This window comes from Promicromonospora sp. NPDC060271 (assembly GCF_042726755.1).
Classification (GTDB): Bacteria; Actinomycetota; Actinomycetes; order Actinomycetales; family Cellulomonadaceae; genus Promicromonospora.
Genome location: NZ_JBHXBG010000077.1, coordinates 1 through 26,211 on the forward strand (window position 1 = coordinate 1; position 26,211 = coordinate 26,211).

The window sequence follows — 26,211 nt, forward strand, 5'->3', positions numbered from 1 at the left end:
GGTGAACGACCAGGTCGGCGGCCTTTGTCGTACCGCATCACGGGAACCGAGCACCGCGACGCGACCTCGTCGAGGGCGCCGTCAAAGTCGTCGGAACGTGGAGGTGACGCCGCCTGCACCGTGCGGCCTGCCGCGGAACGTCGTCCGGTAGGCGTGCGGGGTGACGCCGGTGGCGCGTCGGAAGAGCGTCCGGAAGTTGCTCGGGCTCGGGAACCCGACCTGGCGGGCTATGCGTTCGACGCCGTAGGTGGTGGTCTCCAGCAGCTCCTGCGCGTGCCGGATCCGGACGCCGGCGAGGTCCGCGAGCGCGAGGTCCGAGTGGGCGTTCTCCTCGATCCACATCAGCAGCGGTTCGAGCGTCGCGCTCTTGAACGTGGGTGGGTTGCGCAGGATGAACTGAGCCTGGCCGCCGTCGCGGTGCAGCGGCGCGACGGACAGCCGCGAGGCGTCGGCGGCGACGGCGACGCCGTGGTCGCGGCGGACGAGGTGCAGGCACAGGTCGAGCCCGGCCGCGGCGCCGGCCGACGTGACGATCTGCCCGTTGTCGACATAGAGGGATTCGGCATCCACGTCGACCGACGGGTACTGCTTCGCGAGGACATCGGCGGCGAGCCAGTGCGTCGTCGCGCGCAGCCCGTCGAGCAGGCCGGCCTCAGCCAGCGTGAACGCGCCGACGCAGATGGAGGCTATGCGCGTGCCGTCCTCAGCCGCCGCCCGCAGCGCGGCGAGGGCCGGTGCGGGGGTCTCCTCTTCGGGGTGGATACGGCCGGGGACCACGACGGTGTCGGCCCGGTCCAGTGCCTCCAGGCCTGCGTCGACCTCCAGCCGGAGGGGGCCTGCCTCGACGACCGGCTCGGTGCCGCAGACGATCACCCGGTAGGCCGGGCGGCCGTCGGGCAGCCGGGCGCGTCCGAAGGTCTCGATCGGAGTGGCCAGATCGAAGACGATCGTGTCGGGCAGGGCAACGACTACGACGGTGTGCACAGGCTCACGGTAGCGATCCGGACGGCGCATACGGTGGTCGCGGCGGTGGTGGCCAGATCCAGTTGGACATTGGCACGTCGGCCAGTGGTTCGATCCGGGAGCGCCGTCGAGCAGGGGCTACGGGCATCCGAGATGCCCTCGCCTGTCCACCCGCGACGTCTACCTCTGAGGAGATCTCATGACCGTGTCAGCCCAAGTCGTGCTGTTCGATGGTTTCGACCCGCTGGACGCGATCGGTGTGTTCGAGGTCCTCGCCGCGGGGAGCGCCGCGGTCGGCGGTGAGCTCGCGGTCGAGCTCGTCACCGCCGAGGGCCAGGCCGCCTGAGTCCCCGCGACGGCGACACCTCGAGCACGGAGGAACGAATGCACACCATCATCGGAACCTGGGACGTCAGCCTGAAGACGCCCGTCGGCACTCTCAAGGTCCGCTACACGTTCACGGAGGACGGCGGCAGGCTCGCCGGAACCGCGGAGGGCCAGGGCGAGACCGGCGCGTTGGAGGCGATCGCCGTCGAGCCCACCGCCGACGGCGAGCGCGTCACCTGGTCGCAGAAGGTCACCAGGCCCGTGCGCCTCAACCTCGACTTCGACGTGGTCGCGACCGGCGACGTGCTCCAGGGTCAGTCACATGCCGGAAGGCTCCCGCGAACCCAGGTCTCCGGCACGCGGCGGGCCGGCTGACAGCGGTGCGGACAGGCTGACCCGCCGCGGCGCGTCATCTGACTGGCGCCGTTCGGAGCCTATGCTCCGAACGCCGCCAGTGCTACCGGCTCCCACTCGCGCCACGTGCGCAGGCGCTCGGCGTAGATCCGCTCGACGTCGGTGAAGGGCCGGCCGAGGAAGACGTGCAGCGGGGGCTGCTCGGCGTCGGCGATCCGGAGCACCGCGGCCCTGGTCGCGTGTGGGTCGCCGACCTGGAAGTCGGGGGCGGTCGCCTCGCGGACCTCGTCATAGTCGGGTTTCGGGGCGCTGACGTGCGCCGCGGTGGCGAACCCCGTGGCGTAGGGGCCGGGCTCGACGTTGGTGATGTGGATGCCGAACGCCGCCACCTCCTGGGCGAGCGATTCGGACAGGCCCTCGACGGCCCACTTGGACGCGTGGTACGCGCCGAAGCCGGGGTAGGCGCGGACGCCGCCCTCGCTCGTGACCTGCAGGATCCTCCCGGACCGCTGCGCGCGCATGATCGGCAGGACGGCCTGGGTGACCCAGACCGTGCCGAAGAAGTTGGTCTCGAGCTGATCCCGGAGCTCGCGTTCGGTGACCTCCTCGACCAGGCCGATGTGGCCGTACCCGGCGTTGTTGACGACGACGTCGAGCCGACCGAGGTGCTCGGCGGCGCGGGTGACGGCGTCGAACACCGCTGTGCGGTCGGTGACGTCGAGAGCGATCGGCAGGACGGCGTCGCCGTACTTGCTGCTCAGCGGCTCCAGCGTGCTGGTGTCGCGGGCGGTGGCGGCGACGCGGTCGCCGCGTTCGAGTGCTGCCTCGGCCCACTCGCGGCCGAGGCCCGTGGACGTTCCGGTGATGAACCAGGTCTTCTCCATGCCTCCATCGTGCGATGCGGTCATGCCATTCCACCAGCGACTCTTTCGCACACAAGACATGCGTGCACCGCATGGCACAGGATGGCCTCATGGTTGAGCTCACCGTCACCGCCCTCCGGGTCGTGCACACCGTCGTCGGCACCGGGTCCTTCACCGCGACGGCCGACCTCTTGGGCTACACCCAGTCGGCGGTGTCCCGTCAGGTCGCGGCGGCGGAGGCCGCCACGGGCGCACCGTTGTTCGTGCGCGGGGCGCGCGGCGTCGTCCCGACATCGGCCGGGGCGATGGTCGCCCGCCGGGCCGCGACGGTGCTCGCCGAGCTGGACGCCGTCGGCAAGGACCTCGCTGGGCTCGCGGACCGGCTGGGCGGCCGGGTGGTGCTCGGTGCCTTCCCGACGGCGATGTGGGTGCTCGCGCCCCGGGCCGTTGCGGTCGTGCGGCGGCAGCATCCGGGGCTGACGGTCGACCTCCAGGAGGCGTCCACGCCGGCCCAGCTCCGCCAGCTCCGGGCGGGGCGCATCGACGTGGCGGTGATCGGCGTTGGCGCCGACCTGCCCGCGTACGACCTGGACGGGCTGCGGCGCGACCACCTCGTCGACGGACGTTCCCTCGTGGCGGTGCCGACGACGCACAGGTTCGCCGGCCGCGCCAAGGTCCCGGTGGCGGAGCTGGCCGACGAGGAGTGGATAGTCGGCAGCGGCCTGCGCGGCGAACCGCAGTTCGGGGCCTGGCCCACCCTGCTCGAACCGAAGGTGGCGCACACGGCCCGCGAGTGGCACGCGCGGCTCGGCCTGGTCGCCGCGGGACTTGGCATCACCACCCTTCCCGAGATCGCCGCCCCGGCGATCCCCGCCGACGTCGTGACGGTCCAGGTGGACGACCCGGCCTGGCTGGGGCGCGCCGCGATCGCCGTCACGCGACCGGAGCGTCCCGCGAGCGTCGAGGCTGTCGTGTCGGTGCTCCGTGAGGTGGCGCAGGGCCTGGGCTGAGCGGTCCGTCCCGCGAGTCGTGACTCACCGAGATCACAGGCGGCTGAGGAGGTCACGATCCTCGCGGTACGGCGCCGTAGAGGGCCTGGTCGACGAGACGTTCGACGATCGACTCGTCGAGGCCCACCCTGAGGACGAGCAGGCGGTGGTAGCAGGCGCCCCAGAGCTGGTCGACCATCACCTCGAGGTCGGCGTCCGGGCGGAGCTGGCCCTGCTCCTGGGCGGCACGCAGACGCGTGATGGCCAGCTCGCGGCGGGGAAGCGCGTAGCTCTGGGACCACGCCCGGGCGAGATCGGGGTCGGACTGGGCGGCGCCGATGAGCTCGGACACCGGCCTTCCGACGTCGTCGCGCAGCATCCACCTGACGAACGACCCGAGCTGGGCGATCAGGTCCGCGCGCAGGTCACCGGTGTCGGGGAACTCCAGCACCCGTCGGCTCTGGGCGAAGTACGCCTCGGCGGCGAGCGCGCCAGGTGACGGCCACCACTTGTAGAGCGTCATCTTGCTCGATCCGGCCTCGGCCGCGACGCGGTCGAAGGTGACGGCGCGGATGCCGTCCTGCAGAAGGATCCGCGCCGCCGCCACGAGCACGCCGGCCCGCACCTCTTCCGCCGGGCGGCGCCCTCGTCCCCGTCGAGTGGTGGTGCTCTCGGACATCGCCCGCTCCTTCTTATAGACAACCTGTCCATATCTTTGTACGGTCGTTCATGGACAGGTTGTCCACATTACCTGAGGAGACCAGACCAACGGGTGGCGACCACGTCAGGGCGCTCAGCGACCTGACGTGCGAGGCCGTCGTCCGGCGCCTGGACTTCACCGAGACCCTGGAGCTCGAGAGATGAAGACATCGACAGCCACGCGGCAGGCCGGGCCGCAGGCGGCCAGATCGGTGCGATCGCGCGCTGCGGTCAGCGCCGTGTCGGGCGCGCTGACACTCGCCGTCGTGCTCGGCGGATGCGGGTCAGGGCCGGCGGACCGGGTGTCGACGCCGGTCCGGTCCACCGACGCGGGTACGGAAGCCTCACCGGCCGGTCCGTCCCGCGATCCGGGCCGCGTCGCGACCCTCGGCGAACCGGTCGAGCTGACGACCGGGCTGGAGGCCCCGTGGGGGCTCACGTTCCTGCCCGACGGGTCGGCGCTCGTGTCCGAGCGGATCAGTGGAGAGATCTTGCGTGTCCCGGCTGACGGCGGCGACGCACGGCTCGTCGGGGTCGTCCCGGACGTTCAGGTGAGCTCGGAGGGCGGCCTCCTCGGCATCGTCGCGTCTCCTGAGTTCGAGTCCGACCGCACGGTCTACGCCTCCGTCTCGGGACCGGACGAGAACCGGGTCGTCGCGCTCACCATCGCCCCCGACCACGAGTCGCTGACCCTCGACAGGGTGCTGCTGGACGGCATCCAGACCGCCGATCGGCACCACGGCGGCCGCATCGCCATCGGGCCGGACGGGCACCTGTGGATCGGTACCGGTGACGCGTTCGAACCGGAGAACGCCGCCACCGACGACTCGCTCAACGGCAAGATCCTGCGCATCGCGGTAGACGGTTCGATCCCCGAGGACAACCCCGCTGACTCGCCGATCTACTCCGGCGGTCACCGCAACGTCCAAGGGATCGCGTTCGGGCCGGACGGCACGGTCTACGCGTCCGAGCTCGGGCACCGAACCTGGGACGAGGTCAACGTGCTGCGTGCGGGCGCCGACTACGGGTGGCCGGAGACCGAGGGCATCGCGGGGTCGACCGGGGAACCGCCGATCGCCACGTTCCACCCCGACGACGCGAGCCCCTCGGGGCTCGCTTACGCCGCCGGGTCCCTGTGGATCGGCGCGCTGGGCGGGCAGCGTCTCTGGCAGCTTCCGGTCGACGGCGAGGCGGCGACCGCCGATCCCGTCGAACACCTCGCCGGTGACCTCGGCCGCATCCGCACCGTCGAGGTGGCTCCCGACGGGGCACTGTGGATCGTCACGTCCAACACCGACCGCGCCACCTGGGGTGGGAGCGAACCGCGCCCCGGTGACGACCGCATCCTGCGCGTCCCGGTGAACGAGGGCTGACCGCGCTCCCGTCCCGGCGGTGGTCGAGGTCGGTCAGTAATCGAGAAGCCGCCCACCACGCGGAAACCTAGCCTGGACGGGTAGGCACTTACTCGTACCAGGAGGAAGACCGATGACCGACGCACCTGCCGCCAAGAAGGAGAGGGACGGCTTCTCGTCCGAGGAACGCGCGGCGATCAAGGCGCGCGCAGCGGAGCTGAAGGCCGAGGCGAAGCGTGCGCGCGGGGCCGAGAGGGCCGCAGCCGACGCCGCGGACGTCCTGGCGAAGATCGCCGAGATGCCCGACGGCGACCGGGAGACGGCCGAACGGGTGCACGCGATGGTGACGACGGTCGCGCCGGAGCTCGCGCCGAAGCTGTACTACGGGCAGCCCGGGTACGCCCGGGACGGCAAGGTGATCTGCTTCTTCCGCAGCGGACAGCTCGACAAGGAGCGCTACTCGACCTTCGGGTTCAGCGCCCAGGCACCGCTGGACTCGGCGGACGGTCTCTGGCCGACGGCTTATGCGCTGGCGGACCTGTCCGAGTCCGCGTGGGAGCGCCTGGGCGAGCTCGTTCGGCAGGCGGCCGGCGGATCGGGTGCCGCCTGAACCGAAACCGTGTTCCGCCACGCGCCGCCTACGCCCGGGCTCACACCTCGGCGTAGGCGTCCGCGTATTCGGCGGTGGGCGGGATCGGCTGGATGACGTCGAGCAGGACGCCGTCCGGTGCGGCCACGATGAAGTGCCGCTGCCCGAAGTCCTCGTCGCGCAGCGGCAGCAGCGGCTCCAGCCCGGCGTGGCCGGTCAGGCGCGCGTGCACCTCGTCGACGTCGTCGACCTCGAGGTTGATCAGTACCCCCTGCGGCAGGGCGCGGTGGCCGGCCGGGATCGTGGGGTGGTCGTGGGCGACCAGGGCGAGTTCGAACGCGCCGAGCCGCAGGCTGACGTACCAGTCGGAGTCGTAGGTGATCTCGAGGCCGAGCAGGTCGCGGTAGAAGGCGGCGGCGACGGCGACGTCCCGCGACATGAGGACCGGGTAGAGGCCGGTGACGTGCATGAGGGCTCCTTTTAAGTACAGTGCGTATGTAAGTGTCAGGTTACATACACCGTGTACGTAAAGGAAGTGCTCTTGCCTCGCGCCTCAGCGGCCGACGCCGCCCAGACCGCCCGGACGATCCTCGCCTCGGCCACGGACCTGCTCGCCGCCCAGGGCTTCGCAGCGGTCTCGCTCGACGACGTCGCCGGCGCGGCCGGTGTCACGCGCGGCGCGGTCTACCACCACTACCGGAGCAAGGCCGGGCTCTTCCGCGCGGTCGCGGCGCGGCTCCAGTCGGAGGTCGCGGAGGCCGTGGTGGCCTCCGCCGAGGGGGCCGGCGCCGACCCGCTGGCGCGGCTGCGCGCGGGTTGTCACGCGTTCCTGGACGCCATCACGACCGCCCCGGCGGTGCGCGTCCTGCTCATCGACGCCCCTGCCGTCTTCGGCTGGGAGCAGTGGCGCCGCCTCGACGCGGAGAACTCGGTGGTGCACCTGCGTGAGGCGCTGTCCGACGTCGGCGTCCCCGCCGGGCTGCTCGACGCGACGGCCGCCCAGCTTTCCGGCGCCATGAACGAGGCGGCGCTCTGGATCGCCCAGCAGCCGCGGGGCACGGAAGCGCGGGACGCCGCGCACCAGGTGCTCGACAGGGTGCTCGCGGCCGTCGTCGGCTGACGCGCGGAGCGCGGTGCCCGGGCCGCACGAGCTGATCACCTGGCAAAACGCTCGACGGTCCTACCGTGTGGCCGTAATTCACCCTGCTAGGGTCGGGGCGATCCGGTGAGCCAGAACGAACCGCAAGGAGGCGGTGATGACCGAGATAGAGCCGGTCTACGGGGCGGGTGTCCTGCTCCTGATCGCGGCGGCTGCGGTCGCCCTGCTCCTGTTCCTGATCATCCGGCTGAAGATGCACGCGTTCGTCGCGCTCGTGCTCGTCAGCCTGCTCACGGCGGTCGCCGCCGGGATCCCGATAGCGGACGTCCCCGACGCGCTGCTGACCGGGTTCAGCGGGACGCTGGGCTCGGTGGCCCTGCTGGTCGGCTTCGGCGTCATGGTCGGCAGGCTGCTGGAGACCACCGGCGGTGCGCAGGTCCTCGCCGACACCCTGATCGCCCGGTTCGGCGAGAAGCACGCGCCGCTCGCGCTCGGCGTCGCCGCGCTCATCTTCGGCTTCCCGATCTTCTTCGACGCCGGCCTCGTGGTGTTCCTGCCGATCATCTTCACCGTCGCACGCCGGTTCGGGGGCGGCATCCTCCGGTACGGGCTGCCCACGGCCGGGGCGTTCGCCGTCATGCACGCCGTGGTGCCGCCGCACCCGGGGCCGGTCGCCGCCGCCGCCGCGATGGACGGGAACATCGGCCTCACCCTCCTCCTCGGCGTGCCGGTGGCGGTCGCAGCCTGGTTCCTGGGCGTCCACTACGTGGCCCGCTACCTGAGCGCGCGGTACGTCATCGACATCCCGACCGCGGTGTTCGGGCAGATCAACGGCGGCCGGGACCAGGACGCCACCGACGACGGCGGCGCCGGGGACGGCGGCACCGGAGCGGGCGGAGCGCCGACGGCCACCGCAACCCAGGCCCCGCCACGGTTCGGCACCGTCCTGTTCATCCTGCTCCTGCCGCTGGTGCTGATCTCGCTCAACACCGTGGTCGACACCCTGGTCAAGGCCGGGGTCGTCGCCGAGGACGCCGACTGGGCGAACGCGTTCATGCTGGTCGGCCAGACGCCCATCGCCCTGCTCATCACCGTCCTGGTCGCGCTCGCGATGCTCTCGCGGGGCAGGTTCTCCATGGGCCAGGCCACCGGCATCCTCGACGACGCCCTCGGCCCGATCTGCTCGATCATCCTGATCACCGGCGCGGGCGGCATGTTCGGCGGCGTGCTGCGCGCCAGCGGCATCGGCTCGGCACTCACCGAGGCACTGTCCGACCTGGGCATGCCGATCCTTCTGCAGGCGTTCGTCATCGCGACCGTGCTGCGGGTCGCCCAGGGCTCCGCGACGGTCGCCCTGACGACGACGGCGGGGCTGCTCTCGGCGCAGGTGACGGCGGAGGGTCTGAGCGACGTCAAGATCACGCTCCTGGTCTTCGCCGTGGCGGCCGGTGCGACCGTCCTGTCGCACGTCAACGACTCCGGGTTCTGGCTCGTGAGCAGGTTCTTCGGCATGGACGTCCGGACGACGCTCAAGACGTGGACCGTACTGGAGACGACCCTCGGCCTCGCCGTCTTCCTGCTCGCCGCGCTGCTCTGGCTGGTGACCGGATGAGCGCGCCCCGGCACATCGTGGTCATGGGCGTCACCGCGACCGGCAAGACGACGGTCGGCCGCGCGCTCGCGAAGGCGCTGGGCGGTGTGTTCGTCGAGGGCGACGCGTTCCACCCGGCCGCCAACATCGAGAAGATGTCGGCGGGGATCCCCCTGGACGACGACGACCGGCGTCCGTGGCTGCGCTCGCTCGCCGACGAGATCTCCCGGCTCGACGCCGCGGGCGAGATCTCGGTGACCGCCTGCTCCGCGCTGCGCCGGGTCTACCGCGACTGGCTGCGTGAGGGGCATCCCGGGCTGTTCTTCGTGCACCTCGACTCGACGTTCGACGTGCTGATCGACCGGATGCGGCGTGGTACCCACTTCATGCCGCCGTCCCTGCTGCAGTCCCAGCTCGACACCCTGGAGCCGCTGGAGCCGGACGAGGCGGGCGTCGTCGTCGACGACACGCCACCGGCCGACGTCGTGATCGCGACCAGCCTCGCCGCCGTCCGGGCGGAGTGACGCTCCCGGAGACCGGAGTGGCTACAGCGCGAACTCCTCCGGGGGCCAGCCGCCTGGGACGGGCTGCTGGAGCGGCGACGGGAACGTGACGGGCAGCCGCGCGGGGAAACGCATCCACGGGCTGGTCGCCCACTCGACCTTGTCGGGGTCGCCGACGAGGGTGACCTGCAGACGCTGCAGCAGCTCGGCGACGGCTATCCGCGCGATGACCCGCCCGAGGCGGGGCGCGGGGCACCGGTGCGGACCGGCACCGAACGACAGGTAGGCCCGGTTGCCCACCGTGTCCCACGGGTCCGCGCTCTGGACCTGCGGGTCGTGGTTGGCCGCGTGCACCCCGACGATCACCGCCGCCCCGCGCTCGATCAGCTTGTCGCCGATCGTCACCTCGCGCGTGGCGAACCGCGGCATGAGGTTGGGGTTCGTCGTCGAGCGCCACAGCACCTCGTCGAGGGCGTCGTCGATGTGCAGCCGGCCCCCGGACACCCGGTGGGAGAACCGCGGGTCGCTCAGCACCAGCGCGAGCGTCTGCGCGATCCAGGCCAGCAGTGACTCGTTGGCCGCCAGCGTGATGGCGGTCAGGGTCTGTGCGCGCTCCAGGTCGCTCTCGAAGTTGTCGTGCACGGCCAGGATCCCCGCGATGTCGCGGGTGCCGAGCGCCCTGCTGTGCGCGATGTGCCCCGTGACGATCTCCAGCAGCTCGACGGTCCGCTCGCGTGCCGCCGCGCCGGACTCGAAGATCGCCCGGGTGATCTCCTGGAGGCGCTGCGCCTGCCCCGGTTCGAGCCCGTCGAGCTCGGACAGTACGAGGAACGGCACGACCGCCGCGTACTCGGCGACCAGGTCCGCGCGGCCGCGGTCCTCGAACCGGTCGATGAGCATCCCGCACAGCCGGCGCGTGATCGCGCCCGCGCGGGCCTCGTCGACGTGACCCAGCGCGTCGTCGACCGGTGGCCGCATCCGGGCGTGCTTGGGGCCGTCGGCGTCGGCGAGCGTGGGTTTCGGGGCGCGGGGGAGCACCAGATGGAGCGCCGACTGCGGGCCGAGCAGGTTCTCGGCGTGCCCGTGCCAGATCGACGGGTCCTTGACGAAGGTGCGGTCGTCGCGCAGCACGCCCACCGCCTCGTCGTGGCCGAGCACGAGCCAGGCGGGCACGCCCGGCTCCAGGTCCACCGGGGCGACCGTTCCCCACCTCAGCCGTAGCCGCTCGTACACCTCGTTGGCGTCGGCGGCCGCCGTCGTCTCGACGAGGAGCGTGCGGTCGCTGGTGTCACCCAGCCGTACCAGCGGGCCCGACGGCGGTCGTGCGGTCACGATTCCCCTCTCGACGACAGCCCGGCGCGACGGTGTGACGCCGGACACAGGCACTCGCTTGGGATGTTAGTGCAGGATGTGCGCCATGCCCCAGGCCACACCGCTGCTCCGACTCCTCAACGTGCTGCTCGCACCCGGTATGCGCACCCGCAAGGACCCCGACGCCGTCTTCGAACGGCTGCTCCAGGAGGTCCAGGACGGGCGCGTCCCGCTCGGCGCCGACGACCTCGCCGCGCTCGACGGGCTGCGGCTGCTCCTCGCCGACCACGCCGCCAACCCCGACCTGAGCGGCATGGGCTGGATGAGCACCCAGCAGCAGATCCGGGAACGGCTGGACAACCGCGTCGTCGTCCGCGACATCCAGGCGCACCACCCCGAGGTGCGCGACGAGCCGGTGACGGCGCCGGTGTTCGTCGTCGGCCTGCCGCGGACCGGGACCACGCTCACCTACAACCTGATCGCGCGCAGCCCCGGCAACCGCGGCCCCAAGCTGTGGGAGATGACCAACCTCGGCCTGCCACGCCCGGAGGCGGAGCGCGAGAAGCTGATCGCGCAGGCCCGCAAGCGGTTCGCGACGGTGGCGAAGCTCAGCCCCGCGTGGGCGCACCTGCACCCGCTGGTCGCCGACAGCGAGGAGGAGGACTTCATGCTGCGCGCCCACACGGAGATGTACGCGACGTGGGGACCCGCACCGCGCTACCTGGACTACGTGGCGGACGCCGACCTGACCGCCGACTTCCTGTTCCTGCGCGATGCCCTGCAGGTCATCGCGGCAGGCGAGGCGCCGGACCGCTGGGTCCTCAAGCACCCGATGGACCTGTGGCGGCTGCCGGAGATCCTGCGGGCCTTCCCGGACGCACGATTCGTGTGGACCCACCGCGCGCCCGGGGCCGCCGTCGCCTCGGGCTGCTCGATGGCCGAGGCGACGCACACGATGTACATCAAGCCGGGCCGGATCGACCTGGCCCGGATCGGCCAGGAGTGGCTGGGCATCTCCGCGGGCGGGGTCGAGCGCGCGATCAAGCTGCGCGAACAGCTGCCCGACTCCGCTGTGGTCGACGTCGTCTACGACGACCTCCTTGCCGAGCCCGGCACGGTGATGCGCGGGGTCTTCGACCGGCTGGACCTGACCTGGGGCGAGGCCGACGACGCCAACCTCGCCGCGGCCCTGGACCGGACCGGCCACCGTCCGCACGCGTACACGCTGGAACGCTACGGTCTGGACGAGGCCAAGGTGGCCGACGCGTTCTCCGCCTACCGGATCCCGGCGTCCGTGCTGGGCTGACCCGCCTACCGGACGGTCGACGGCGTGGCGGCGGCCATGAACGCCGCCACGCCCATGTCGGCGCTCACCACCCGCGCCGCCTCCTGCGCGGCCCGGCCGGCGGCCCGGACAGCGTCACGCTGCTCCTCGGGCGCGACGACGGTGCGCACCGGTCGGGTCCCGTCCGGCATCTCGACCAGCTCGACGAGGGCGTCGGCGACCTCCTGCGGGTCGCCGGCCGTCTCGGCGGTGCGCCGGACCAGCTCGGTGACGAACCGCGTCATGGTGTCGCCGTACACCCCCGTCCTGGCGGTGTCAGCAGGCGGCACCGCGTTCGTCCCGATGCTGGTGGGATAGGACGCCGCCTCCACGACCACGGACTCGACGCCGAACGGCGCGAGCTCGTGGTGCCACGCCTCCGTGAGGCTGCCGAGGGCCGCCTTGCTCGCCGAGTAGAGGCCGCTGAAGGGCAGCGTGACCCGGCCCGAGAGCGAACCGACCTGGACCAGGACGCCGTGGCCCTGCTCGCGCAGGTGCGGCAGCGCCGCCCGGTTGACCCGCAGCGCCCCGAGCACGTTGACGTCGAGCTGGCGCAGCGCCTCCTCCGCCGAGAACGCCTCGACGGGCCCGGGGAAGATCGAGCCCGCGTTGTTGACGACCACGTCGAGGCGGCCGGCCACCTCCAGCACCGCGCCGACGGCGCGGTCGGCCGACGCCTGGTCCGTCACGTCCAGCTCGATCACCCGCAGGTCCGCACCCTGGGCGCTCGCGAGCTCCGCCAGCTCGGCTGCGGCACCCGCGTTCCGGCCGGCCGTGTCGCGCAGGGCGGCGAACACCCCGTGGCCCCGTCGCGCCAGGGTCTCCACGGTCAGCCGGCCGAACCCGGAGCTCGCCCCGGTCACGAGCACGGTGCGGGGTCGGGTCGTTGTCGTCACGTCGCTCATCAGAGTCTCCAGCCATAAGTGGGGCGGCGCCCCGGTTACGGTCGAACATATGGAGGGGCACCCCACTTGTCAAGGTGTGGCCTGGGGACGTGCTCGGAGTGCTCGGACCGAGGGAGGGGTGGACCCAGTAGCATGTGGAGGGATACCCCGGTTGGCCAGTGGTTGGAGATCCTGTGGCGCACAGCGTGGCTGCCTCGACGGCGCGCGGACGACCGTTGCGCGCGGACGCCCGCCGCAACTACGACCGGATCCTGGCCGCGGCGGAGGAGGAGGTCGCACGCTCGGGGGCGGGTGCATCGCTCGAGGAGATCGCGCGCAAGGCAGGCGTCGGCTCGGCCACCCTGCACCGCCACTTCCCCTCGCGGCAGGCGCTGCTCGAAGAGGTGTTCCACGACCGGGTCAAGGCGCTGTCCGCCCAGGCGGAGGAGCTCGCAGCCGAGGACGACGCCGGTGCGGCGCTCGCCACGTGGCTGCGCGCGGTCGCCGTCTACGGCGCGACGACGAGAGGGCTGGCGGCGTCGCTGATCGCGGGCCCGCCGGACCCGCTGTCGAGCACGGGTTGCGGGACGATGCTCCTCGACGCGGGGGAAGGGCTGCTGCGGCGTGCGCAGGCGGCCGGGGCGGTACGGCCCGCGGCGACCATGGTCGACCTGCTCACCCTGGTCAATGCCGTCTCGCTGGTCACGGAGGGGCAGGAGGGTGCCGCCGACGAGGCGGTCAGGCTCGTCTCGCTCGCGATCGACGGGGTGTGGAACCCGGCGCCGGCCACGTGACCGGCGCCGGGAGGGCGTCTCAGCGCGCGGCGGGGCCCGGGGGGAACTCCGGGCGCTCGAAGGCGTCGCGGATGCGGAGGCGGATCGTCGCGTCCAGCGCCTGGAGCTTCTTCGAGGCGCCGCGCTCGGTCACGTCGGAGATGTCGGTGACCACGTAGCCGATGTCGCCCCGCGTCGCCAGCATCTGGCCCTCGATGTTGGCACCGTGGTCGGCGAAGATCTGGTTCACCGTGGCCAGCACGCCGGGCACGTTGCGGTGCAGCAGCTTGATCCGGCCGACGCCGGTGTGCTCGAGCTGCAGGTTCGGCAGGTTGACGCTGAGCATCGTCGAGCCGGTCGTCACGTAGTCGCTCAGCTTCTTGGCCACGAACTGGCCGATCGCCTCCTGCGCCTCCTCCGTGGAGCCGCCGACGTGCGGCGTGAGGATCACGTTCGGCAGACCACGCAGCACCGACTCGAAGGCGTCGCCCCGCTTCTTGGGCTCCTCCGGGAAGACGTCGACCGCGGCGCCCGACAGGTGCCCGGACGTGATGTGCTCGGCCAGCGAGTCGACGTCGACGACGAACCCGCGGCACAGGTTGAGGAAGATCGCGCCCTGCTTCATGCGGGCGAACTGCTTCTCGCCGAACAGCCCGGCGTTGCCCGAGCGGCCGTCGACGTGCAGCGTGACGATGTCGGCGGTCTCGAGGAGCTCGTCGAGCGTCTCGGCGCGGCGGGCGTTGCCGAGCGCGAGCTTCTCGGCGGTGTCGTAGAAGATCACCGACATGCCGAGGTTCTCGGCGAGCACGGAGAGCTGCGAGCCGATGTTGCCGTAGCCGATGATGCCGAGCGTGCGGCCGCGCACCTCGTGCGACCCCTCGGCGGACTTGTCCCAGACGCCGGCGTGCAGGGCGCGGTCACGTTCCGTCATCCGGCGGGTCAGGGAGATGATCTCGGCGATGGCGAGCTCCACCACCGACCGCGTGTTGGAGAACGGCGCGTTGAACACCGCGACGCCGCGGTTCGCGGCGGCGGTCAGGTTGATCTGGTTCGTGCCGATGCTGAAGGCACCCACGCCGACGAGGCTCGTCGCCTCGGCCAGGACGCGCGCCGTCACCTCGGTCTTGGACCGGATCCCCAGGAGGTGGACGCCGTCGAGCGCGGCGATCAGCTCGTCCTCGTCGAGGGCTCCCTTGCGGTAGTCGACCTCGTACCCGGCCGATTCCAGGATCGGGACGGAGGTGGGGTGGACGTTCTCGAGGAGGAGGGCTCGCTGCACGCACCCATGGTGCGCCAGCGGAGGCGGAAGCAACAAACGCACGGCCCCCGCATCCCGCCCACTGGGACGGCTCCGCCGAAGTAGAGCGCTTGTCCCCATCCGCGTTCGGCGAGCCGTCCGCAGTCTGGGACAAGCGCTCTACTTCGGCGAGCCGTCAGAAGCCTTCCGGGAGGTCTCGCGTGTGCACCACCACGAGGCGCTGGGTCGGGCGGGTCATCGCGACGTAGAGGTCGCTCGTCCCGCCGCCGCCCTCGGCGATGGCGGCCGGCTCCACCAGCACGACGGCGTCGAACTCCAGGCCCTTGGTCTCGCGCGGCGCGAGCACCGTGACCTGCGCGTCCTCCGGGCGCTGCGCGGCCAGTCGGGCGGCCTCGGTGGCACCGACCGCCTCGGGCAGGGCTGCCGCGACCGCCTCGGCCAGCCGCGCGACGCCGCCCGACGGCGCCACGACCGCCACCCGCCCGGCGTCCGGCCCCACGAGCTCCTTGACGAGGGCGAGCGCCTCGGCGACCACGGCGTCGGCGTCCGGCAGGCCGTCGGGGCCCGGCGCGGTACGTACGGCGGTGAGGGAGCCCTCGACGTCCCGCGCCGCGCGCAGCTCCGAGACGGGGAGCCCGGCCGCCCGCGCGACCGCCTGGGCGGTGTCGGCGACCGTCGACGGCGTGCGGTAGGAGACGGTCAGCTCGGCGAGCCGCCAGCCGTCGTGCAGCAGCGGCGTGAGCATGCGGTCCCAGCTCCGCGCACCCGCGGCCGACGACGTCTGGGCGACGTCGCCGACGATGGTCATCGAGCGGGTGGGCACGCGGCGGACGAGCGCCCGCCAGGCCATGGGTGAGAGCTCCTGCGCCTCGTCGACGACCACGTGGCCGTAGGTCCAGGCGCGGTCGCCCGCCGCGCGTTCGGCGGTGGTCAGCGACGGGCCGCTCGCGGCGAAGCGGGAGGCGAGCGTCTCGGCGTCGACCAGGCCGCCGCCCGCGCCCGTCGAGGACAGCACGCTGCGCGCGTACTCGACCTCGCGGGCCCGCTCGGCCTCGCGGTTGCGGGCCTCGGCCAGCGCGACCGAGTCGTCCTCGCCGAGCAGCTCGTACGCCTCGTCGAGGATCGGCACGTCGGACTCCGTCCAGGGCGCGCCGGCCTCCCGGAACAGCAGGCGCCGCTCGCGCGCGCTCAGCTCCGGCGCGGCCTCGGCGAGCCGGTGCGGCTTGGCGTACAGGTCCCTGACCAGCTTCTCGGGGGTGATCGGCAGCCACGCGATGTTGAGCGCCACGCGGACCGTGCGGTCCGAACGCAGGTCCTCGAACACCGAGGAGCGGTCCTCGCCCGACAGGGGCCCGCCCGTGAAGTCGCGGTACTGGTCGGTGAGGCGGTCGAGCATGTCGCGCACGAACGCGGCGCGCGCCAGGTTGTGCGGCTTGTGCGTGCGGCGGGCGCGGGCGATCGCGTCGGCGACGTCCTTGGGGCGGATCACGAAGTCGTGCCCCTCCACCCGCACCGGCGTCTCCTGCTCCGGCACACGCTCCCGCGCCCGCACGGCGCGGCGGATGATCTTGCGCCACAGGAGCAGACCCTTGAGCCGGGCCACCTGCCCCTCGTCGACGGCGGTCGCCCGGATGCCGGGGATGAGGTCGCCGACCGTCGTCGACACGACGCCGGTCTCGCCCAGCGACGGCAGCACCTGGTCGATGTAGCGCAGGAACGCGCTGGACGGGCCCACCACCAGCACGCCGGAGCGCTCCAGCAGGCGCCGGTGGGCGTACAGGAGGTAGGCGGCGCGGTGCAGCGCCACCGCCGTCTTGCCCGTGCCGGGGCCGCCCTGGACCACGAGCGCGCCCGACAGGTCCGATCGGATGATGCGGTCCTGCTCGGCCTGGATGGTCGCCACGATGTCCGACATCCGGCCCGTACGGCCCTGGGCCATCGCCGCGAGCAGCGCGCCCTCGCCGGACAGCGCGTCGGGGTCGATCTCGGCGTCGAGGTCGAGCACCTCGTCCTCCAGGCCGGTCACCGACCTGCCCTTCGTCACCAGGTGCCGACGGCGCCGCACGTCACCCGGGTGCAGCGCCGTGGCGCGGTAGAACGCCTCGGCCGCCGGGGCGCGCCAGTCGGTGAGCATCGAGCGGTGCTCGACGTCGGTCAGCCCGATCCGCCCGACGTAACGCGTTGCGCCGTCCGCCAGGTCGAGACGCCCGAAGACCAGCCGGTCCTCCACCGCGTCGAGCTGCGCGGCCCGGTCCTCGTAGAGGGTCGCGAAGGCGTCCCGCTCGCTGCGGTTCTGGTGCGTACCGCTGGCACCCGCCAGGCGGACCCCCCGCAGGCGGTCGGCCGTGGTGCCCCGAAGGGTGTCCAGACGGACGTACATCGTGTCGACGACTGCCTGCTCGTGGGCGAGCTCGCCCGCGATTCCCGTCACGCCATACCTCCGTGGTTCACCAGCGAAAAAACCTCGGCCAGAATCAACCGACCGACCATTATCGCGCACCCGTCGGCCTGTCCGCTGACACGGCGTCATCCCGCTGGATAGGATCGCCGCCATGGCACTGGGCGGGGCAGGCACTGCGGGGCCCGGGAGCGGGCGCGGGCCCGAGGTGCGCCCGGCCTGGATCGACCGCCCGATCTCGGTCCTGCTCGTCGAGGACGACGACGCGGACGCGTTCCTCGTCAGCGAGCTGCTCGCCGACGCCGACGTCGAGGCGGACCTGCGCGCCGAGCTGCACCGGGCGCGGTCCGTCGACGAGGCGCTCGGGGTCCTCTCGATGGTCGCGGTGGACTGCCTGCTCCTCGACCTGGGCCTGCCGGACGCCGAAGGGCTGGGCGCCCTGCGCCGGGTCATCGACGGCATCGACGTGCTGCCCGTGCAGCCCGCCGTCGTGGTGCTGACCGGGAACACCTCGCACGACCTCGGCGCAGCCGCCGTCGCCAACGGCGCCGACGACTACCTGGTCAAGGGCGAGGTGGACGGTGACGCGCTCGCCCGCTGCCTGCGGTACGCGACGCTACGACGCCGGTCCGCCGCCCAGCAGATCGCGCTGTACCGCAGCGAGGTGCGTGCCGCCGAGACCACCCGCCTGGAGCGCGCGCTGCTGCCCAAGGAGCTGGTCACCGACGAGAAGGTCTCGGTCATGGTCGGCTACCTGCCCGGCGGGAACGGGCTGCTCGGAGGCGACTTCTTCGACACGGTGGAGCGTCCTGACGGCACGCTCGTCACGGTCATCGGCGACGTGGCGGGGCACGGCCCGGACGAGGCGGCGCTCGGCGCCGCCATGCGCACCGCGTGGCGCACGCTGGTGCTCGCGGACACCCCCGCCGACAACGTGCTGCCGCTCCTCGAACGCGTGCTGCTGGCGGAACGAGGCCGGCCGGAGGTGTTCGTCACGATCTGCCAGGCCGTGATCTCACCGGACCGGTCACGCATGGACGTCTACCTCGCCGGGCACCTGCCTCCGCTGCTCGTGGTGCCCCGGACCTCGACCGACGCCGCCGCGCAGGTGACGCACCACTGCGAGGAGCTGCCCTCGGTGCGGCGGGGCCGCGCCCTGGGCATCCCGGTGGACGGCGGCTGGTCGGCGCACACCGTCGAGCTGCCCGAGGTGTGGACCGCCGTGCTCTACACGGACGGGCTCGTCGAGGCCGCTGTCGGGGCCGACCCGAAGGGCACGCCCGTCCTCGCGCCCAGCGCGCAGGGCCGCATGCCGCGGCTCGGGGCGCACGGGCTGCGCAGCGTCGTGGAGCGCGAGATGGACCAGGGCACCGACGAGGTGGTGACCCGCGTGCTGCGCCGCGTCCGTGAGCTGCACGGCGGTCCCCTCGTCGACGACGCCGCACTGCTCTTCGTCGGCTGGGCCGGCGCCGGGGCGACGGGACCGCCGGAGCGGACGTCGACGCTCGCCGACTCGGTGGAGTGGTCGCGCGCATGACGCTGGTGCCCGACGAGCACCGGTTCACCGGTGTGTCCATGCGTCGCCGGCTCGCCCGGCTCCTCGGTGCGGTCGCCGCCATGCTCATCATCGCGCTCGCGGTGGCGGTGCTCGCCCTGGTCCAGTCGCGCGGCCTCGACGCCCGGGCCGACGGCCCGTACACCCGCGCGCTGGTCGACGGCGAGCGCGCCTCGCTCGCGCTGGGCGACGCGGAGGCCTCGCTGCGCGCCTACCGGGCCACGTGCGATCCCGCCGCGCTCGAGCCGTGGACCCGGGCGGTCGGGTCGAGCGGACGCATCATGCTCCTCGCCGACGTCGAACGGCGGGAGCTCGCGTCCGACGCCGAGGTGGCGCTGGCCCACGAGGAGGCGGTGCGCGCCACCGACGCCTGGTTCGAGGAGTACGCCGAGCCCGTGGTGGCGGCCGTCGAGGCGGCGCCGGCCGGCCAGATGGCGTGCCGGATGGAGCTCCTCGGTACGGCGCCGGCGACCGCCGAGGGCGAGAAGCTCTACGACAGCGCCCGTACCGCCGTCGTGCAGTACCTGGCCGAGCTGGGTGCGCAGCGCGACGAGATCATGGAGACCCGGGCCGTCTGGGAACAGCTCCTGCTGGGCGCCGTGGTGGCCCTGGTGCTCGTGGTGGTGCTCATGGGCACGATGATGTGGCTGGCCCTGGAGACCTGGGTCATCCGCCCGCTCACCACGCTCACCGCCGGCGTGCGGGTGGTGAGCAGCGGCGTGCTCGGCCGCGAGATCCGCCCGGTGGGTGCAGGGGAGGTCGCCCTGCTCGCCATGCACGTCGAGACGATGCGCCGCGAGCTGGTGCACCAGGTGGAGGAGATCCGGCTGTCGCACCAGGAGGTCGAGAACGCGCACGGCCTGCTCAGCGAGCAGGCGCGCGAGCTCGAGCGGTCCAACCGCGACCTCGAGCAGTTCGCCTACGTGGCCTCGCACGACCTGCAGGAGCCCCTGCGCAAGGTCGCGAGCTTCACCCAGCTCCTGCAGAAGCGGTACGGCGGCTCGCTCGACGACCGTGCCGACCAGTACATCGAGTTCGCGGTGGACGGCGCCAAGCGCATGCAGCGCCTCATCCAGGACCTGCTGAGCTTCTCGCGGGTGGGCCGGACCGGGGTCCCGCGCGAGGACGTGGAGCTCGAGGTGGTGCTCGCCGGCGCGCTCTCCGAGCTGTCCGAGCGGGTGGCGGAGACGGAGGCGGAGATCGTCCACGACCCGATGCCCGTCGTGCACGGTGAGCGTGCGCTGCTGCAGCAGCTCTTCGTGAACCTGGTGGGCAACTCGCTGAAGTTCCGTGACCCCGAACGGGCGCCGAAGGTGCGTATCGAGGTGCGGAGCATGCGCGCGCACTGGGAGATCTCCGTGGTGGACAACGGCATCGGCATCGACGCCCAGTACGCGGAACGGGTCTTCATCATCTTCCAGCGGCTGCACCCGCGTGACGAGTACGCGGGCACCGGTATCGGCCTCTCGCTGGTGAAACGCATAGTCGAGTACCACAAGGGCCGGATCTGGATCGAGCCGGCGGCCGGCGGCGGCACCATCGTGCGGTTCACCCTCGCCAGGCGGCAGGGGCAGCCCGGCCCGGGGCGCCTTTCGACCGAACGTGCGCAGTCGACTACGCTCGGATGAGGCGGCCTGACCAGGGCCGACGGCGGGTCGCGACGACGGGTCCCGTTGTTGCCGAATCCAGGGGACAGGTACGGGCGTGAGCGGTCACAAGGTGATGGAGATCCTCCTGGTGGAGGACGACCCGGGCGACGTCCTGATGACCCGGGAGGCGTTCGAGGACCACCGCGTGCCCAACAACGTCTCGGTGGTCGGCGACGGCGTCAGCGCGCTCGAGTTCCTGCGCAAGCAGGGGCAGTACGCCAAGGCCCCGACCCCGGACCTGGTGCTGCTGGACCTCAACCTGCCGAAGATGGACGGCATGGAGGTGCTGGCGGTCGCGAAGGGTGACCCCATGCTCCGGCACATCCCGGTCGTGGTCCTGACCACGTCCGACGCGCAGGAGGACGTCGTGGGCTCGTACTCGCTGCACGCCAACGCGTACGTGACCAAGCCCGTGGACTTCGACCGCTTCATCGACGTGGTCCGCCAGATCGACGAGTTCTTCGTCTCCGTGGTGCGCCTGCCCGGTCGGTAGGGCTGGTCGGTAGGCCCGCTCGGTCGGGTACCGCGACTCGTAGGAGCTTCACGACTCGGTAGGGTTCCCGCGACGCTGAGGGCGTAACGGGAAGACACGAGGCCGTCGCGGCGTTGGACCTCAGCAGAGACCCCGGACGATATGTCCGAGGGATCGCCGAACCACTCCGACGAGCGAGGGAGCGCACGTGCTTGACCCCCAGGGCATCTACGACGTCGACGAAGCAGCGGTCGGGCGCACGCTGGGTCGCAGCGTGCCCGGAAGCGCCGACGGACCTGTTCTGCTGCACGCGGTCCGCGGGTTCGTGGACGCGGGCAGCGCTGGCGACCTCGCCGTCGAGCACCTCGTCGACGAGTTCCGCGTCGAGCGCCTGGTGACGTTCGATGTCGACCAGCTGCTCGACTACCGCTCCAAGCGGGCCACCATGACCTTCGACTCCGACCACTGGTCGGACTACCAGGCGCCCTACCTCGCGATCGACCACGTGACCGACGCGGAGGGCACCGGCTTCCTGCTGATGCACGGTGCCGAGCCGGACCTGCAGTGGGAGCGCGTGGTGGCCGGCGTGATCCAGCTCGTCGAGCGCTTCGGCGTCAGCCTGGTCGTCGGCATCCAGGGCATCCCGATGGGCCTGCCCCACACGCGCCCGCTGTCCCTGACCGCGCACGCGACCCGGCCGGCCCTCGTCGACGACTACACGTCGTGGTTCGGCAGCGTGAAGGTGCCGGGCTCGCTGTCCGCGTTGCTGGAGTACCGGCTCGGTGAGGCGGGGCACGACGCGATGGGCTTCACGGTCCACGTGCCGCACTACCTCTCCCAGTCGCAGTACCCGCCGGCGACCGTGGTGGCGCTGCACCACACGGAGCGGGCCACCGGGCTCGACCTGGCGATCCCCAAGCTGGAAGAGGCAGCCACCGACGCGAAGATCGAGGTGGAGAAGCAGGTCGCCGACTCGGCCGAGATCGCGGCGGTGGTGAAGGCGCTGGAGGAGCAGTATGACGCCTTCGCGCGTTCCGTCGGCCGCCCGAGCCTCCTCGCGGAGAGCACCCCGATCCCCAGCGCGGAGGAGCTCGGCGCGGAGTTCGAGCGGTTCCTCGCACAGCAGAACGGCGACTGACGCCGGAGTGCCGCGCGGGGTGCGCGCCGCGCGACGAGGTCGTGCACCCCGCGCGGAACCGCAGGTCTGAGCCGCACAGCGGACGCCCGAGCCGGAGGCAGAGGTGCACACCGGCTCGGTCCGACCAGGCCGCGCACGGCCCGGTGTGTCATACCTGCGGCAGAATTGTGCCTGTTCCGTGGCACATTTGAGTGGTACGTGCCACACTGGCGCACGTTGCAGTGACGTACCAACGCCACGTCCGCCGTGTCGTGAGCAAGCGGGAAAAGCATTGCGGCACGGGGGTGGGCAACGGGCCCGCCGTCGGTTCTCGGACGGAAGGTCGAAAGACAGCATGGCGCAGGGTTCTGTGAAGTGGTTCAACGCGGAGAAGGGCTTTGGGTTCATCGCCCAGGACGGCGGCGGCGCCGACGTCTTCGTCCACTACTCCGCGATCCAGACCAACGGGTACCGGTCTCTCGAGGAGGCCCAGCGGGTCGAGTTCGAGATCACCCAGGGTCCCAAGGGTCCGCAGGCGGAAGCAGTAGTCCCGCTCTGACCTCTCTGTGAAGGGCCGCCACCCCTCGGGGTGGCGGCCTTTTCGCGTCCGGGTCAGGGTGCGCCGGTCTCCAGCGGTGCCGCCGTGCCGGCGAACGCGGTGACGTCGTCGCCTACGAGCAGCGTGGCAGGCACCGCGAGGGTGCGCAGGACGCGCCCCAGACGCGCCGCGCGCAGGTCCGGCCGCACGACGCCGTCGTCGTGCCCTGAGCGGGCCTCTGCGGCGCCCTGAGGGGCTTCGCGCGGCTCGTCGTCGTGGCGGGCCGGGTCGTGGCCGGTCGGGTCCTGGCCGATCGGGTCGTTGCGGGCCGCCGGAGGGTCCTTCGGCAGCTCCCGGACGGCGGCGAGGACCAGGTTGCCGTAGCGGCGGCCCTTGAGGATCGCGGGCTCGGTGACGGCGGCGAGCCGGCCCGAGGCGGCGGCGTCCGGCCCGAAGGTCTTGGCGAGGCTGGCGACCTCGCGGCGGGCGGTGGTCAGGGGCGGCTTGTCGGCGCAGTTGACCAGCAGCACGCCGCCCGGGCGGAGCACGCGGTGCGCCTCGGCGGCGAACCCGGTGCCCACGAGGTGGGCGGGCGTGCGGTCGCCGGCGAAGACGTCGCGGACCACGACGTCGTAGGACTCGTCGCGGGCTGACGCGAGTGTCCGCCCGGCGTCGTCGGCGCGCAGCCGCAGCAGGGGTGAGCGCGGCAGGGCGAACCACTCGCGGACGAGCTCGAGGAGCCGGGCGTCGAGGTCGACCCCGAGCTGGCGGGAGCCCGGCCGCTCGTGCTCCACGTGCCTGGCGAACGCGCTGCCCGCTGCACCGAGGTGCAGCACCTTGAGCGGCCCGGGCGGCAGCAGGGCGACGAAGGCGGCCATCTGCTGCATGTACTCGAAGTCGAGGAATCCCGGGTCCGACAGGTCGAGGCTGGAGCTCGGCACGCCGTTGACGTGCAGCGTCACCCGCTGCGGGAAGTCGGGGTCGCGAACCACCTCGGCGGTGCCGGTGCTGATCGGCACGGGGCCGACGGGCAGCTCGCCGGTGAGTGTCAGTGGTGCGGAGGAGGATGGGCTGCGTCGGGCGGAGCGGCGGGCCATGGGGACAGTCTCTCCCGGCTCGGCGGCTCGCTTGACAGAATAGAACGCATGTTCGATAGTGTCGCACAAGGGGTTCGATCGGAGGTTTGAGATGGGCACCATGCACTCTCAGAGCGCGCGGGACGTCGTGTCCGCGCGAATGCTCGTGCCGGTCCCGCCGGGCGTCAGCGCTCTGCTGCGCAAGGCGGACGCGGAGCTGGCCGAGGCGGCGCGTTCGGTGGACCCGGGGGACCGGTTCGTCCACGCGCACCTCGCGGCGATCCGTTCGGCGGCCGCCGTCGTTGCGCTCCGTGGGCGACCGTCGGCGCGTTCCGGCGCGCGGACGGTGTGGGACATGCTCGCGCACGCCGAGCCGGAGCTGGCGGCCTGGTCCGGCTACTTCGCCGCGGGGGCGCCCCTGCGGGCCGCGGTCGACGCGGGCCGGCCGGAGCAGGTGGAGCCCGCCCGTGCCGACGAGCTGCTCGCGTGCGCGGAGGACTTCCGGGACGAGGTGGCGATGCTCGTCGACCCGCAGGCCGGGTTCTCCGCGCAGCGCCTGACCCTGGTGCCCGAGGCGTCGTAGCAGGCGCGTACGCGGCCGGGCGGGTGCGTCCTGCCTGGCCGATACTCGGAGCGGTTCTCCGAGCACTGAGCAACAGCAAGGACGGAGCACGTTCGTGAGCAAGGGGCCGCGGTCAGCGGCAGCGAGACGCAACTGGGGATCGGACGAGTCCGGCTGCTCGGTGCTGCACCTGGACATGGACGCGTTCTTCGCGTCCTGCGAGCTGGCTCGCCGGCCCGAGCTGCGCGGCCTGCCGGTGATCGTCGGCGGACAGGACCGCGGGGTCGTGCTGGCGGCGACGTACGAGGCCCGCGCGTACGGTGTGCGGTCAGCGATGCCGATGACACGTGCCCGCGTGCTGTGCCCCCAGGCCACCGTGATCAAGCCCGACCACACCCTGTACCACGACGTGTCCCGGTCGGTCATGGGCATGCTCAGGGAGGTCACCCCGCTCGTCGAGCAGATCAGCGTGGACGAGGCGTTCCTCGACGTGAGCGGTGCCCGGCGGCGGCTCGGCCCGCCCACGGTGATCGGCGCCGCGCTGCGCCGTCGCATCCAGGCCGAGCACGGCGTGACGGCGTCGGTGGGCATCGCGCGGAACAAGTTCGTGGCGAAGCTGGCCTCGACGCACGCCAAGCCCGACGGGCTGATGCTCGTGCCCGTCCAGGCGACGGTGGACTTCCTGCACACGCTGCCGGTCGGCGCCCTCTGGGGCGTCGGCGAGAAGACCGAGAAGGCCCTCGCCGCCTGGGGCATCACCACGGTCGAGGAGCTGGCGCACACGGACCTGGCGAGCCTGCAGACCGCCGTCGGGCGGGTCAGCGGCGCGCACCTGCACGACCTGTCGTGGGGTCGTGACCCCCGTCCCGTCGTGCCCGAGCACCGGGAGCACAGCATCGGTGCCGAGACCACCTTCGACACCGACCAGGACGACATCGTGGCGGTCGGCCGGCGGGTGCTCGAGCTGTCCGACCGGGTCGCCGCCCGGATGCGGCACCAGGGCGTCATGGCGCGCACGGTGTCCGTGAAGGTCCGGTCCAGCGACTTCGCCACGTTCACCCGGTCGCGAACGCTGGAGGGGCCCACCGACGTCGCGCGGGACATCTACCTGGTCGCTCGTGAGCTCGTCGCGGGGGTCGACCTGGGCGGGCTGCCGGTGCGGCTGGTCGGCGTACGGGGTGAAAATCTTCAGCAAAGAGACGGCTCCACGCAGCAGCCGACGCTCGAGGAGGCGGTCGATCCGCGCTCGGGAGCCCAGCGAGAGGCTGAACTTGCGCTCGACGCTGTGCGCGAAAAGTTCGGGAAAACAGCGATCGACCTGGGTGTACATCACAAGAACGGCGCGCGTCGATACTGATCTGCCCCTATAGTCGCTGTATGCCCGGGATGTCGACTACCAACGACGGCCGGGTCGTCCTATCCTGGAAGGGACACTGTTCCTTTGCGAGATCCGGGGGTCTCGATGCCTCTGTCCGAGTACGAGCAGCGGGTGCTGGAGCAGATGGAGCGTGCTCTGACCTCAGACGACCCGCGGCTTGCAAATACGCTTCAGTCCACAGGTCGGGGTAACGCTCTTCGCTATGTGCTGTCCGGGGTCGGCGTCGTCGTCGGTCTGCTTCTTCTTGTCGTGGGTGCGGCGACGTCCCAGACCTGGCTCGGCGCCATCGGCTTCGTGCTGATGTTCGCCGGCGTGGTCTTCGCGTTCCTCGGGCCGCGCAAGAAGCAGCAGGACGGTCCGGTCGGCGTCGTTGCTGACGACGGCACGGTCCAGCCGTCGCACGGGGGAGCACGCAAGCCCCGTCGACGGCCGGGTGGTGGCAGCTCAGGCGGCTTCCTGGCCCGGCTAGAAGAGCGCTGGGAGAACCGGCGTAACGAGGGTGGTCGCTAGCCGACCGACAAACGTCGGTGGTCCGTCACCGGACCACCGACCCATGTGCGTGTCAGGCACAGCGCCACGTGCCTGAC

Annotated in this window: 27 protein-coding genes; 18 read left to right on the forward strand and 9 right to left on the reverse strand. The window is 72.1% G+C overall.

Going from position 1 to position 26,211, the window contains the following annotated elements:
• Positions 1-81 precede the first annotated feature (81 nt).
• Positions 82-984: a GlxA family transcriptional regulator gene (locus ACFWE2_RS13630; RefSeq protein WP_377224765.1), complete on the reverse strand. Its 903-nt coding sequence runs from the start codon at positions 982-984 to the stop codon at positions 82-84.
• A 178-nt stretch (positions 985-1,162) separates the two neighbouring features.
• Here ACFWE2_RS13630 and ACFWE2_RS13635 point away from each other — a divergent pair, with 178 nt between their 5' ends.
• Entirely contained in the window at positions 1,163-1,309 is a 147-nt protein-coding gene (locus ACFWE2_RS13635) for a hypothetical protein (protein ID WP_377224766.1), read from the forward strand.
• A gap of 38 nt (positions 1,310-1,347) precedes the next feature.
• The gene (locus ACFWE2_RS13640) at positions 1,348-1,665 is read left to right on the forward strand and encodes a hypothetical protein (protein ID WP_377224767.1); all 318 of its coding nucleotides are present in this window, start codon (positions 1,348-1,350) and stop codon (positions 1,663-1,665) included.
• Between the two features lie 59 nt (positions 1,666-1,724).
• On the opposite strand, the gene ACFWE2_RS13645 is transcribed toward ACFWE2_RS13640, so the two are convergent.
• Entirely contained in the window at positions 1,725-2,528 is an 804-nt protein-coding gene (locus ACFWE2_RS13645; RefSeq protein ID WP_377224768.1) for an SDR family NAD(P)-dependent oxidoreductase, read from the reverse strand.
• Between the two features lie 89 nt (positions 2,529-2,617).
• Here ACFWE2_RS13645 and ACFWE2_RS13650 point away from each other — a divergent pair, with 89 nt between their 5' ends.
• The gene (locus ACFWE2_RS13650) at positions 2,618-3,517 is read left to right on the forward strand and encodes a LysR family transcriptional regulator (protein WP_377224769.1); all 900 of its coding nucleotides are present in this window, start codon (positions 2,618-2,620) and stop codon (positions 3,515-3,517) included.
• A 52-nt stretch (positions 3,518-3,569) separates the two neighbouring features.
• Here ACFWE2_RS13650 and ACFWE2_RS13655 read toward each other — a convergent pair whose 3' ends face one another.
• A complete protein-coding gene (locus ACFWE2_RS13655) occupies positions 3,570-4,175 on the reverse strand; it encodes a TetR/AcrR family transcriptional regulator (RefSeq protein WP_377224770.1) in 606 nt (201 codons plus the stop codon).
• Positions 4,176-4,356: 181 nt separating this feature from the next.
• Between ACFWE2_RS13655 and ACFWE2_RS13660 the strand changes: the two genes are divergently transcribed.
• Together ACFWE2_RS13660 and ACFWE2_RS13665 are read left to right on the forward strand one after the other, a co-directional pair.
• Entirely contained in the window at positions 4,357-5,568 is a 1,212-nt protein-coding gene (locus ACFWE2_RS13660; protein ID WP_377224771.1) for a PQQ-dependent sugar dehydrogenase, read from the forward strand.
• A gap of 112 nt (positions 5,569-5,680) precedes the next feature.
• Positions 5,681-6,157 carry a DUF1801 domain-containing protein gene (locus tag ACFWE2_RS13665; protein WP_377224772.1) on the forward strand — a complete coding sequence of 159 codons (477 nt, stop codon included), beginning with the start codon at positions 5,681-5,683 and terminating at the stop codon, positions 6,155-6,157.
• A gap of 40 nt (positions 6,158-6,197) precedes the next feature.
• Here the strand turns inward: ACFWE2_RS13665 and ACFWE2_RS13670 are convergent, their stop codons facing one another.
• Positions 6,198-6,605 (reverse strand): VOC family protein, encoded by a 408-nt coding sequence (locus tag ACFWE2_RS13670; RefSeq protein WP_377224773.1) that lies wholly within the window; start codon positions 6,603-6,605, stop codon positions 6,198-6,200.
• Positions 6,606-6,677: 72 nt separating this feature from the next.
• Between ACFWE2_RS13670 and ACFWE2_RS13675 the strand changes: the two genes are divergently transcribed.
• From ACFWE2_RS13675 to ACFWE2_RS13685, 3 genes are all read left to right on the forward strand, one after another.
• Entirely contained in the window at positions 6,678-7,256 is a 579-nt protein-coding gene (locus ACFWE2_RS13675) for a TetR/AcrR family transcriptional regulator (RefSeq protein ID WP_377224774.1), read from the forward strand.
• 136 nt (positions 7,257-7,392) lie between these two features.
• Complete coding sequence (locus tag ACFWE2_RS13680) at positions 7,393-8,847, forward strand: GntP family permease (protein ID WP_377224775.1); 1,455 nt, start codon at positions 7,393-7,395, stop codon at positions 8,845-8,847.
• The gene (locus ACFWE2_RS13685) at positions 8,844-9,350 is read left to right on the forward strand and encodes a gluconokinase (protein ID WP_377224776.1); all 507 of its coding nucleotides are present in this window, start codon (positions 8,844-8,846) and stop codon (positions 9,348-9,350) included. Before ACFWE2_RS13680 ends, ACFWE2_RS13685 begins: the two co-directional genes overlap by 4 nt.
• A gap of 21 nt (positions 9,351-9,371) precedes the next feature.
• On the opposite strand, the gene ACFWE2_RS13690 is transcribed toward ACFWE2_RS13685, so the two are convergent.
• Positions 9,372-10,661 carry a cytochrome P450 gene (locus ACFWE2_RS13690; RefSeq protein ID WP_377224777.1) on the reverse strand — a complete coding sequence of 430 codons (1,290 nt, stop codon included), beginning with the start codon at positions 10,659-10,661 and terminating at the stop codon, positions 9,372-9,374.
• Positions 10,662-10,746: 85 nt separating this feature from the next.
• On the opposite strand from ACFWE2_RS13690, the gene ACFWE2_RS13695 reads away from it, so the two are divergent.
• Complete coding sequence (locus ACFWE2_RS13695; RefSeq protein WP_377224778.1) at positions 10,747-11,946, forward strand: sulfotransferase family protein; 1,200 nt, start codon at positions 10,747-10,749, stop codon at positions 11,944-11,946.
• Positions 11,947-11,951: 5 nt separating this feature from the next.
• Here ACFWE2_RS13695 and ACFWE2_RS13700 read toward each other — a convergent pair whose 3' ends face one another.
• Positions 11,952-12,869 (reverse strand): SDR family oxidoreductase, encoded by a 918-nt coding sequence (locus ACFWE2_RS13700; RefSeq protein ID WP_377224779.1) that lies wholly within the window; start codon positions 12,867-12,869, stop codon positions 11,952-11,954.
• Between the two features lie 173 nt (positions 12,870-13,042).
• Here ACFWE2_RS13700 and ACFWE2_RS13705 point away from each other — a divergent pair, with 173 nt between their 5' ends.
• The gene (locus tag ACFWE2_RS13705; RefSeq protein ID WP_377224780.1) at positions 13,043-13,642 is read left to right on the forward strand and encodes a TetR/AcrR family transcriptional regulator; all 600 of its coding nucleotides are present in this window, start codon (positions 13,043-13,045) and stop codon (positions 13,640-13,642) included.
• 19 nt (positions 13,643-13,661) lie between these two features.
• Here the strand turns inward: ACFWE2_RS13705 and serA are convergent, their stop codons facing one another.
• On the reverse strand, positions 13,662-14,900 hold the full coding sequence (gene serA / locus ACFWE2_RS13710) for a phosphoglycerate dehydrogenase (protein WP_377224781.1): 1,239 nt from the start codon (positions 14,898-14,900) through the stop codon (positions 13,662-13,664).
• A gap of 154 nt (positions 14,901-15,054) precedes the next feature.
• Positions 15,055-17,310 carry a HelD family protein gene (locus tag ACFWE2_RS13715; protein ID WP_377224782.1) on the reverse strand — a complete coding sequence of 752 codons (2,256 nt, stop codon included), beginning with the start codon at positions 17,308-17,310 and terminating at the stop codon, positions 15,055-15,057.
• A 121-nt stretch (positions 17,311-17,431) separates the two neighbouring features.
• Between ACFWE2_RS13715 and ACFWE2_RS13720 the strand changes: the two genes are divergently transcribed.
• The 5 genes from ACFWE2_RS13720 (at position 17,432) to ACFWE2_RS13740 (ending at position 22,629) form a co-directional block, all read left to right on the forward strand.
• Positions 17,432-18,814 carry a PP2C family protein-serine/threonine phosphatase gene (locus tag ACFWE2_RS13720; protein WP_377224783.1) on the forward strand — a complete coding sequence of 461 codons (1,383 nt, stop codon included), beginning with the start codon at positions 17,432-17,434 and terminating at the stop codon, positions 18,812-18,814.
• Positions 18,811-20,460 (forward strand): ATP-binding protein, encoded by a 1,650-nt coding sequence (locus ACFWE2_RS13725; RefSeq protein ID WP_377224784.1) that lies wholly within the window; start codon positions 18,811-18,813, stop codon positions 20,458-20,460. Before ACFWE2_RS13720 ends, ACFWE2_RS13725 begins: the two co-directional genes overlap by 4 nt.
• A 94-nt stretch (positions 20,461-20,554) precedes the next feature.
• Positions 20,555-20,974, forward strand: coding sequence for a response regulator (locus ACFWE2_RS13730; RefSeq protein WP_116677634.1), 420 nt, complete (start codon positions 20,555-20,557; stop codon positions 20,972-20,974).
• Positions 20,975-21,161: 187 nt separating this feature from the next.
• The gene (locus tag ACFWE2_RS13735; protein ID WP_377224785.1) at positions 21,162-22,091 is read left to right on the forward strand and encodes a proteasome assembly chaperone family protein; all 930 of its coding nucleotides are present in this window, start codon (positions 21,162-21,164) and stop codon (positions 22,089-22,091) included.
• A gap of 334 nt (positions 22,092-22,425) precedes the next feature.
• On the forward strand, positions 22,426-22,629 hold the full coding sequence (locus ACFWE2_RS13740) for a cold-shock protein (protein WP_377224786.1): 204 nt from the start codon (positions 22,426-22,428) through the stop codon (positions 22,627-22,629).
• Positions 22,630-22,682: 53 nt separating this feature from the next.
• Here ACFWE2_RS13740 and ACFWE2_RS13745 read toward each other — a convergent pair whose 3' ends face one another.
• Positions 22,683-23,705 (reverse strand): spermidine synthase, encoded by a 1,023-nt coding sequence (locus ACFWE2_RS13745; RefSeq protein ID WP_377224787.1) that lies wholly within the window; start codon positions 23,703-23,705, stop codon positions 22,683-22,685.
• Positions 23,706-23,805: 100 nt separating this feature from the next.
• Between ACFWE2_RS13745 and ACFWE2_RS13750 the strand changes: the two genes are divergently transcribed.
• From ACFWE2_RS13750 to ACFWE2_RS13760, 3 genes are all read left to right on the forward strand, one after another.
• On the forward strand, positions 23,806-24,267 hold the full coding sequence (locus tag ACFWE2_RS13750) for an SAV_6107 family HEPN domain-containing protein (RefSeq protein ID WP_377224788.1): 462 nt from the start codon (positions 23,806-23,808) through the stop codon (positions 24,265-24,267).
• 94 nt (positions 24,268-24,361) lie between these two features.
• Positions 24,362-25,603 (forward strand): DNA polymerase IV, encoded by a 1,242-nt coding sequence (locus ACFWE2_RS13755; protein WP_377224789.1) that lies wholly within the window; start codon positions 24,362-24,364, stop codon positions 25,601-25,603.
• A 105-nt stretch (positions 25,604-25,708) separates the two neighbouring features.
• Entirely contained in the window at positions 25,709-26,134 is a 426-nt protein-coding gene (locus ACFWE2_RS13760; RefSeq protein WP_377224790.1) for a DUF3040 domain-containing protein, read from the forward strand.
• Positions 26,135-26,211 lie beyond the last annotated feature (77 nt).

What these genes read in the sequence shown, in the direction of transcription:
- ACFWE2_RS13635 (WP_377224766.1), top strand. Translation starts at nt 1,163, where the DNA reads ATGACCGTGTCAGCCCAAGTCGTGCTGTTCGATGGTTTCGACCCGCTG.
- ACFWE2_RS13640 (WP_377224767.1), top strand. Translation starts at nt 1,348, where the DNA reads ATGCACACCATCATCGGAACCTGGGACGTCAGCCTGAAGACGCCCGTC.
- ACFWE2_RS13645 (WP_377224768.1), bottom strand. Translation starts at nt 2,528, where the DNA reads ATGGAGAAGACCTGGTTCATCACCGGAACGTCCACGGGCCTCGGCCGC.
- ACFWE2_RS13650 (WP_377224769.1), top strand. Translation starts at nt 2,618, where the DNA reads ATGGTTGAGCTCACCGTCACCGCCCTCCGGGTCGTGCACACCGTCGTC.
- ACFWE2_RS13655 (WP_377224770.1), bottom strand. Translation starts at nt 4,175, where the DNA reads ATGTCCGAGAGCACCACCACTCGACGGGGACGAGGGCGCCGCCCGGCG.
- ACFWE2_RS13660 (WP_377224771.1), top strand. Translation starts at nt 4,357, where the DNA reads ATGAAGACATCGACAGCCACGCGGCAGGCCGGGCCGCAGGCGGCCAGA.
- ACFWE2_RS13665 (WP_377224772.1), top strand. Translation starts at nt 5,681, where the DNA reads ATGACCGACGCACCTGCCGCCAAGAAGGAGAGGGACGGCTTCTCGTCC.
- ACFWE2_RS13670 (WP_377224773.1), bottom strand. Translation starts at nt 6,605, where the DNA reads ATGCACGTCACCGGCCTCTACCCGGTCCTCATGTCGCGGGACGTCGCC.
- ACFWE2_RS13680 (WP_377224775.1), top strand. Translation starts at nt 7,393, where the DNA reads ATGACCGAGATAGAGCCGGTCTACGGGGCGGGTGTCCTGCTCCTGATC.
- ACFWE2_RS13685 (WP_377224776.1), top strand. Translation starts at nt 8,844, where the DNA reads ATGAGCGCGCCCCGGCACATCGTGGTCATGGGCGTCACCGCGACCGGC.
- ACFWE2_RS13695 (WP_377224778.1), top strand. Translation starts at nt 10,747, where the DNA reads ATGCCCCAGGCCACACCGCTGCTCCGACTCCTCAACGTGCTGCTCGCA.
- ACFWE2_RS13700 (WP_377224779.1), bottom strand. Translation starts at nt 12,869, where the DNA reads ATGAGCGACGTGACGACAACGACCCGACCCCGCACCGTGCTCGTGACC.
- ACFWE2_RS13720 (WP_377224783.1), top strand. Translation starts at nt 17,432, where the DNA reads ATGGCACTGGGCGGGGCAGGCACTGCGGGGCCCGGGAGCGGGCGCGGG.
- ACFWE2_RS13725 (WP_377224784.1), top strand. Translation starts at nt 18,811, where the DNA reads ATGACGCTGGTGCCCGACGAGCACCGGTTCACCGGTGTGTCCATGCGT.
- ACFWE2_RS13730 (WP_116677634.1), top strand. Translation starts at nt 20,555, where the DNA reads ATGGAGATCCTCCTGGTGGAGGACGACCCGGGCGACGTCCTGATGACC.
- ACFWE2_RS13740 (WP_377224786.1), top strand. Translation starts at nt 22,426, where the DNA reads ATGGCGCAGGGTTCTGTGAAGTGGTTCAACGCGGAGAAGGGCTTTGGG.
- ACFWE2_RS13745 (WP_377224787.1), bottom strand. Translation starts at nt 23,705, where the DNA reads ATGGCCCGCCGCTCCGCCCGACGCAGCCCATCCTCCTCCGCACCACTG.
- ACFWE2_RS13750 (WP_377224788.1), top strand. Translation starts at nt 23,806, where the DNA reads ATGCACTCTCAGAGCGCGCGGGACGTCGTGTCCGCGCGAATGCTCGTG.
- ACFWE2_RS13760 (WP_377224790.1), top strand. Translation starts at nt 25,709, where the DNA reads ATGCCTCTGTCCGAGTACGAGCAGCGGGTGCTGGAGCAGATGGAGCGT.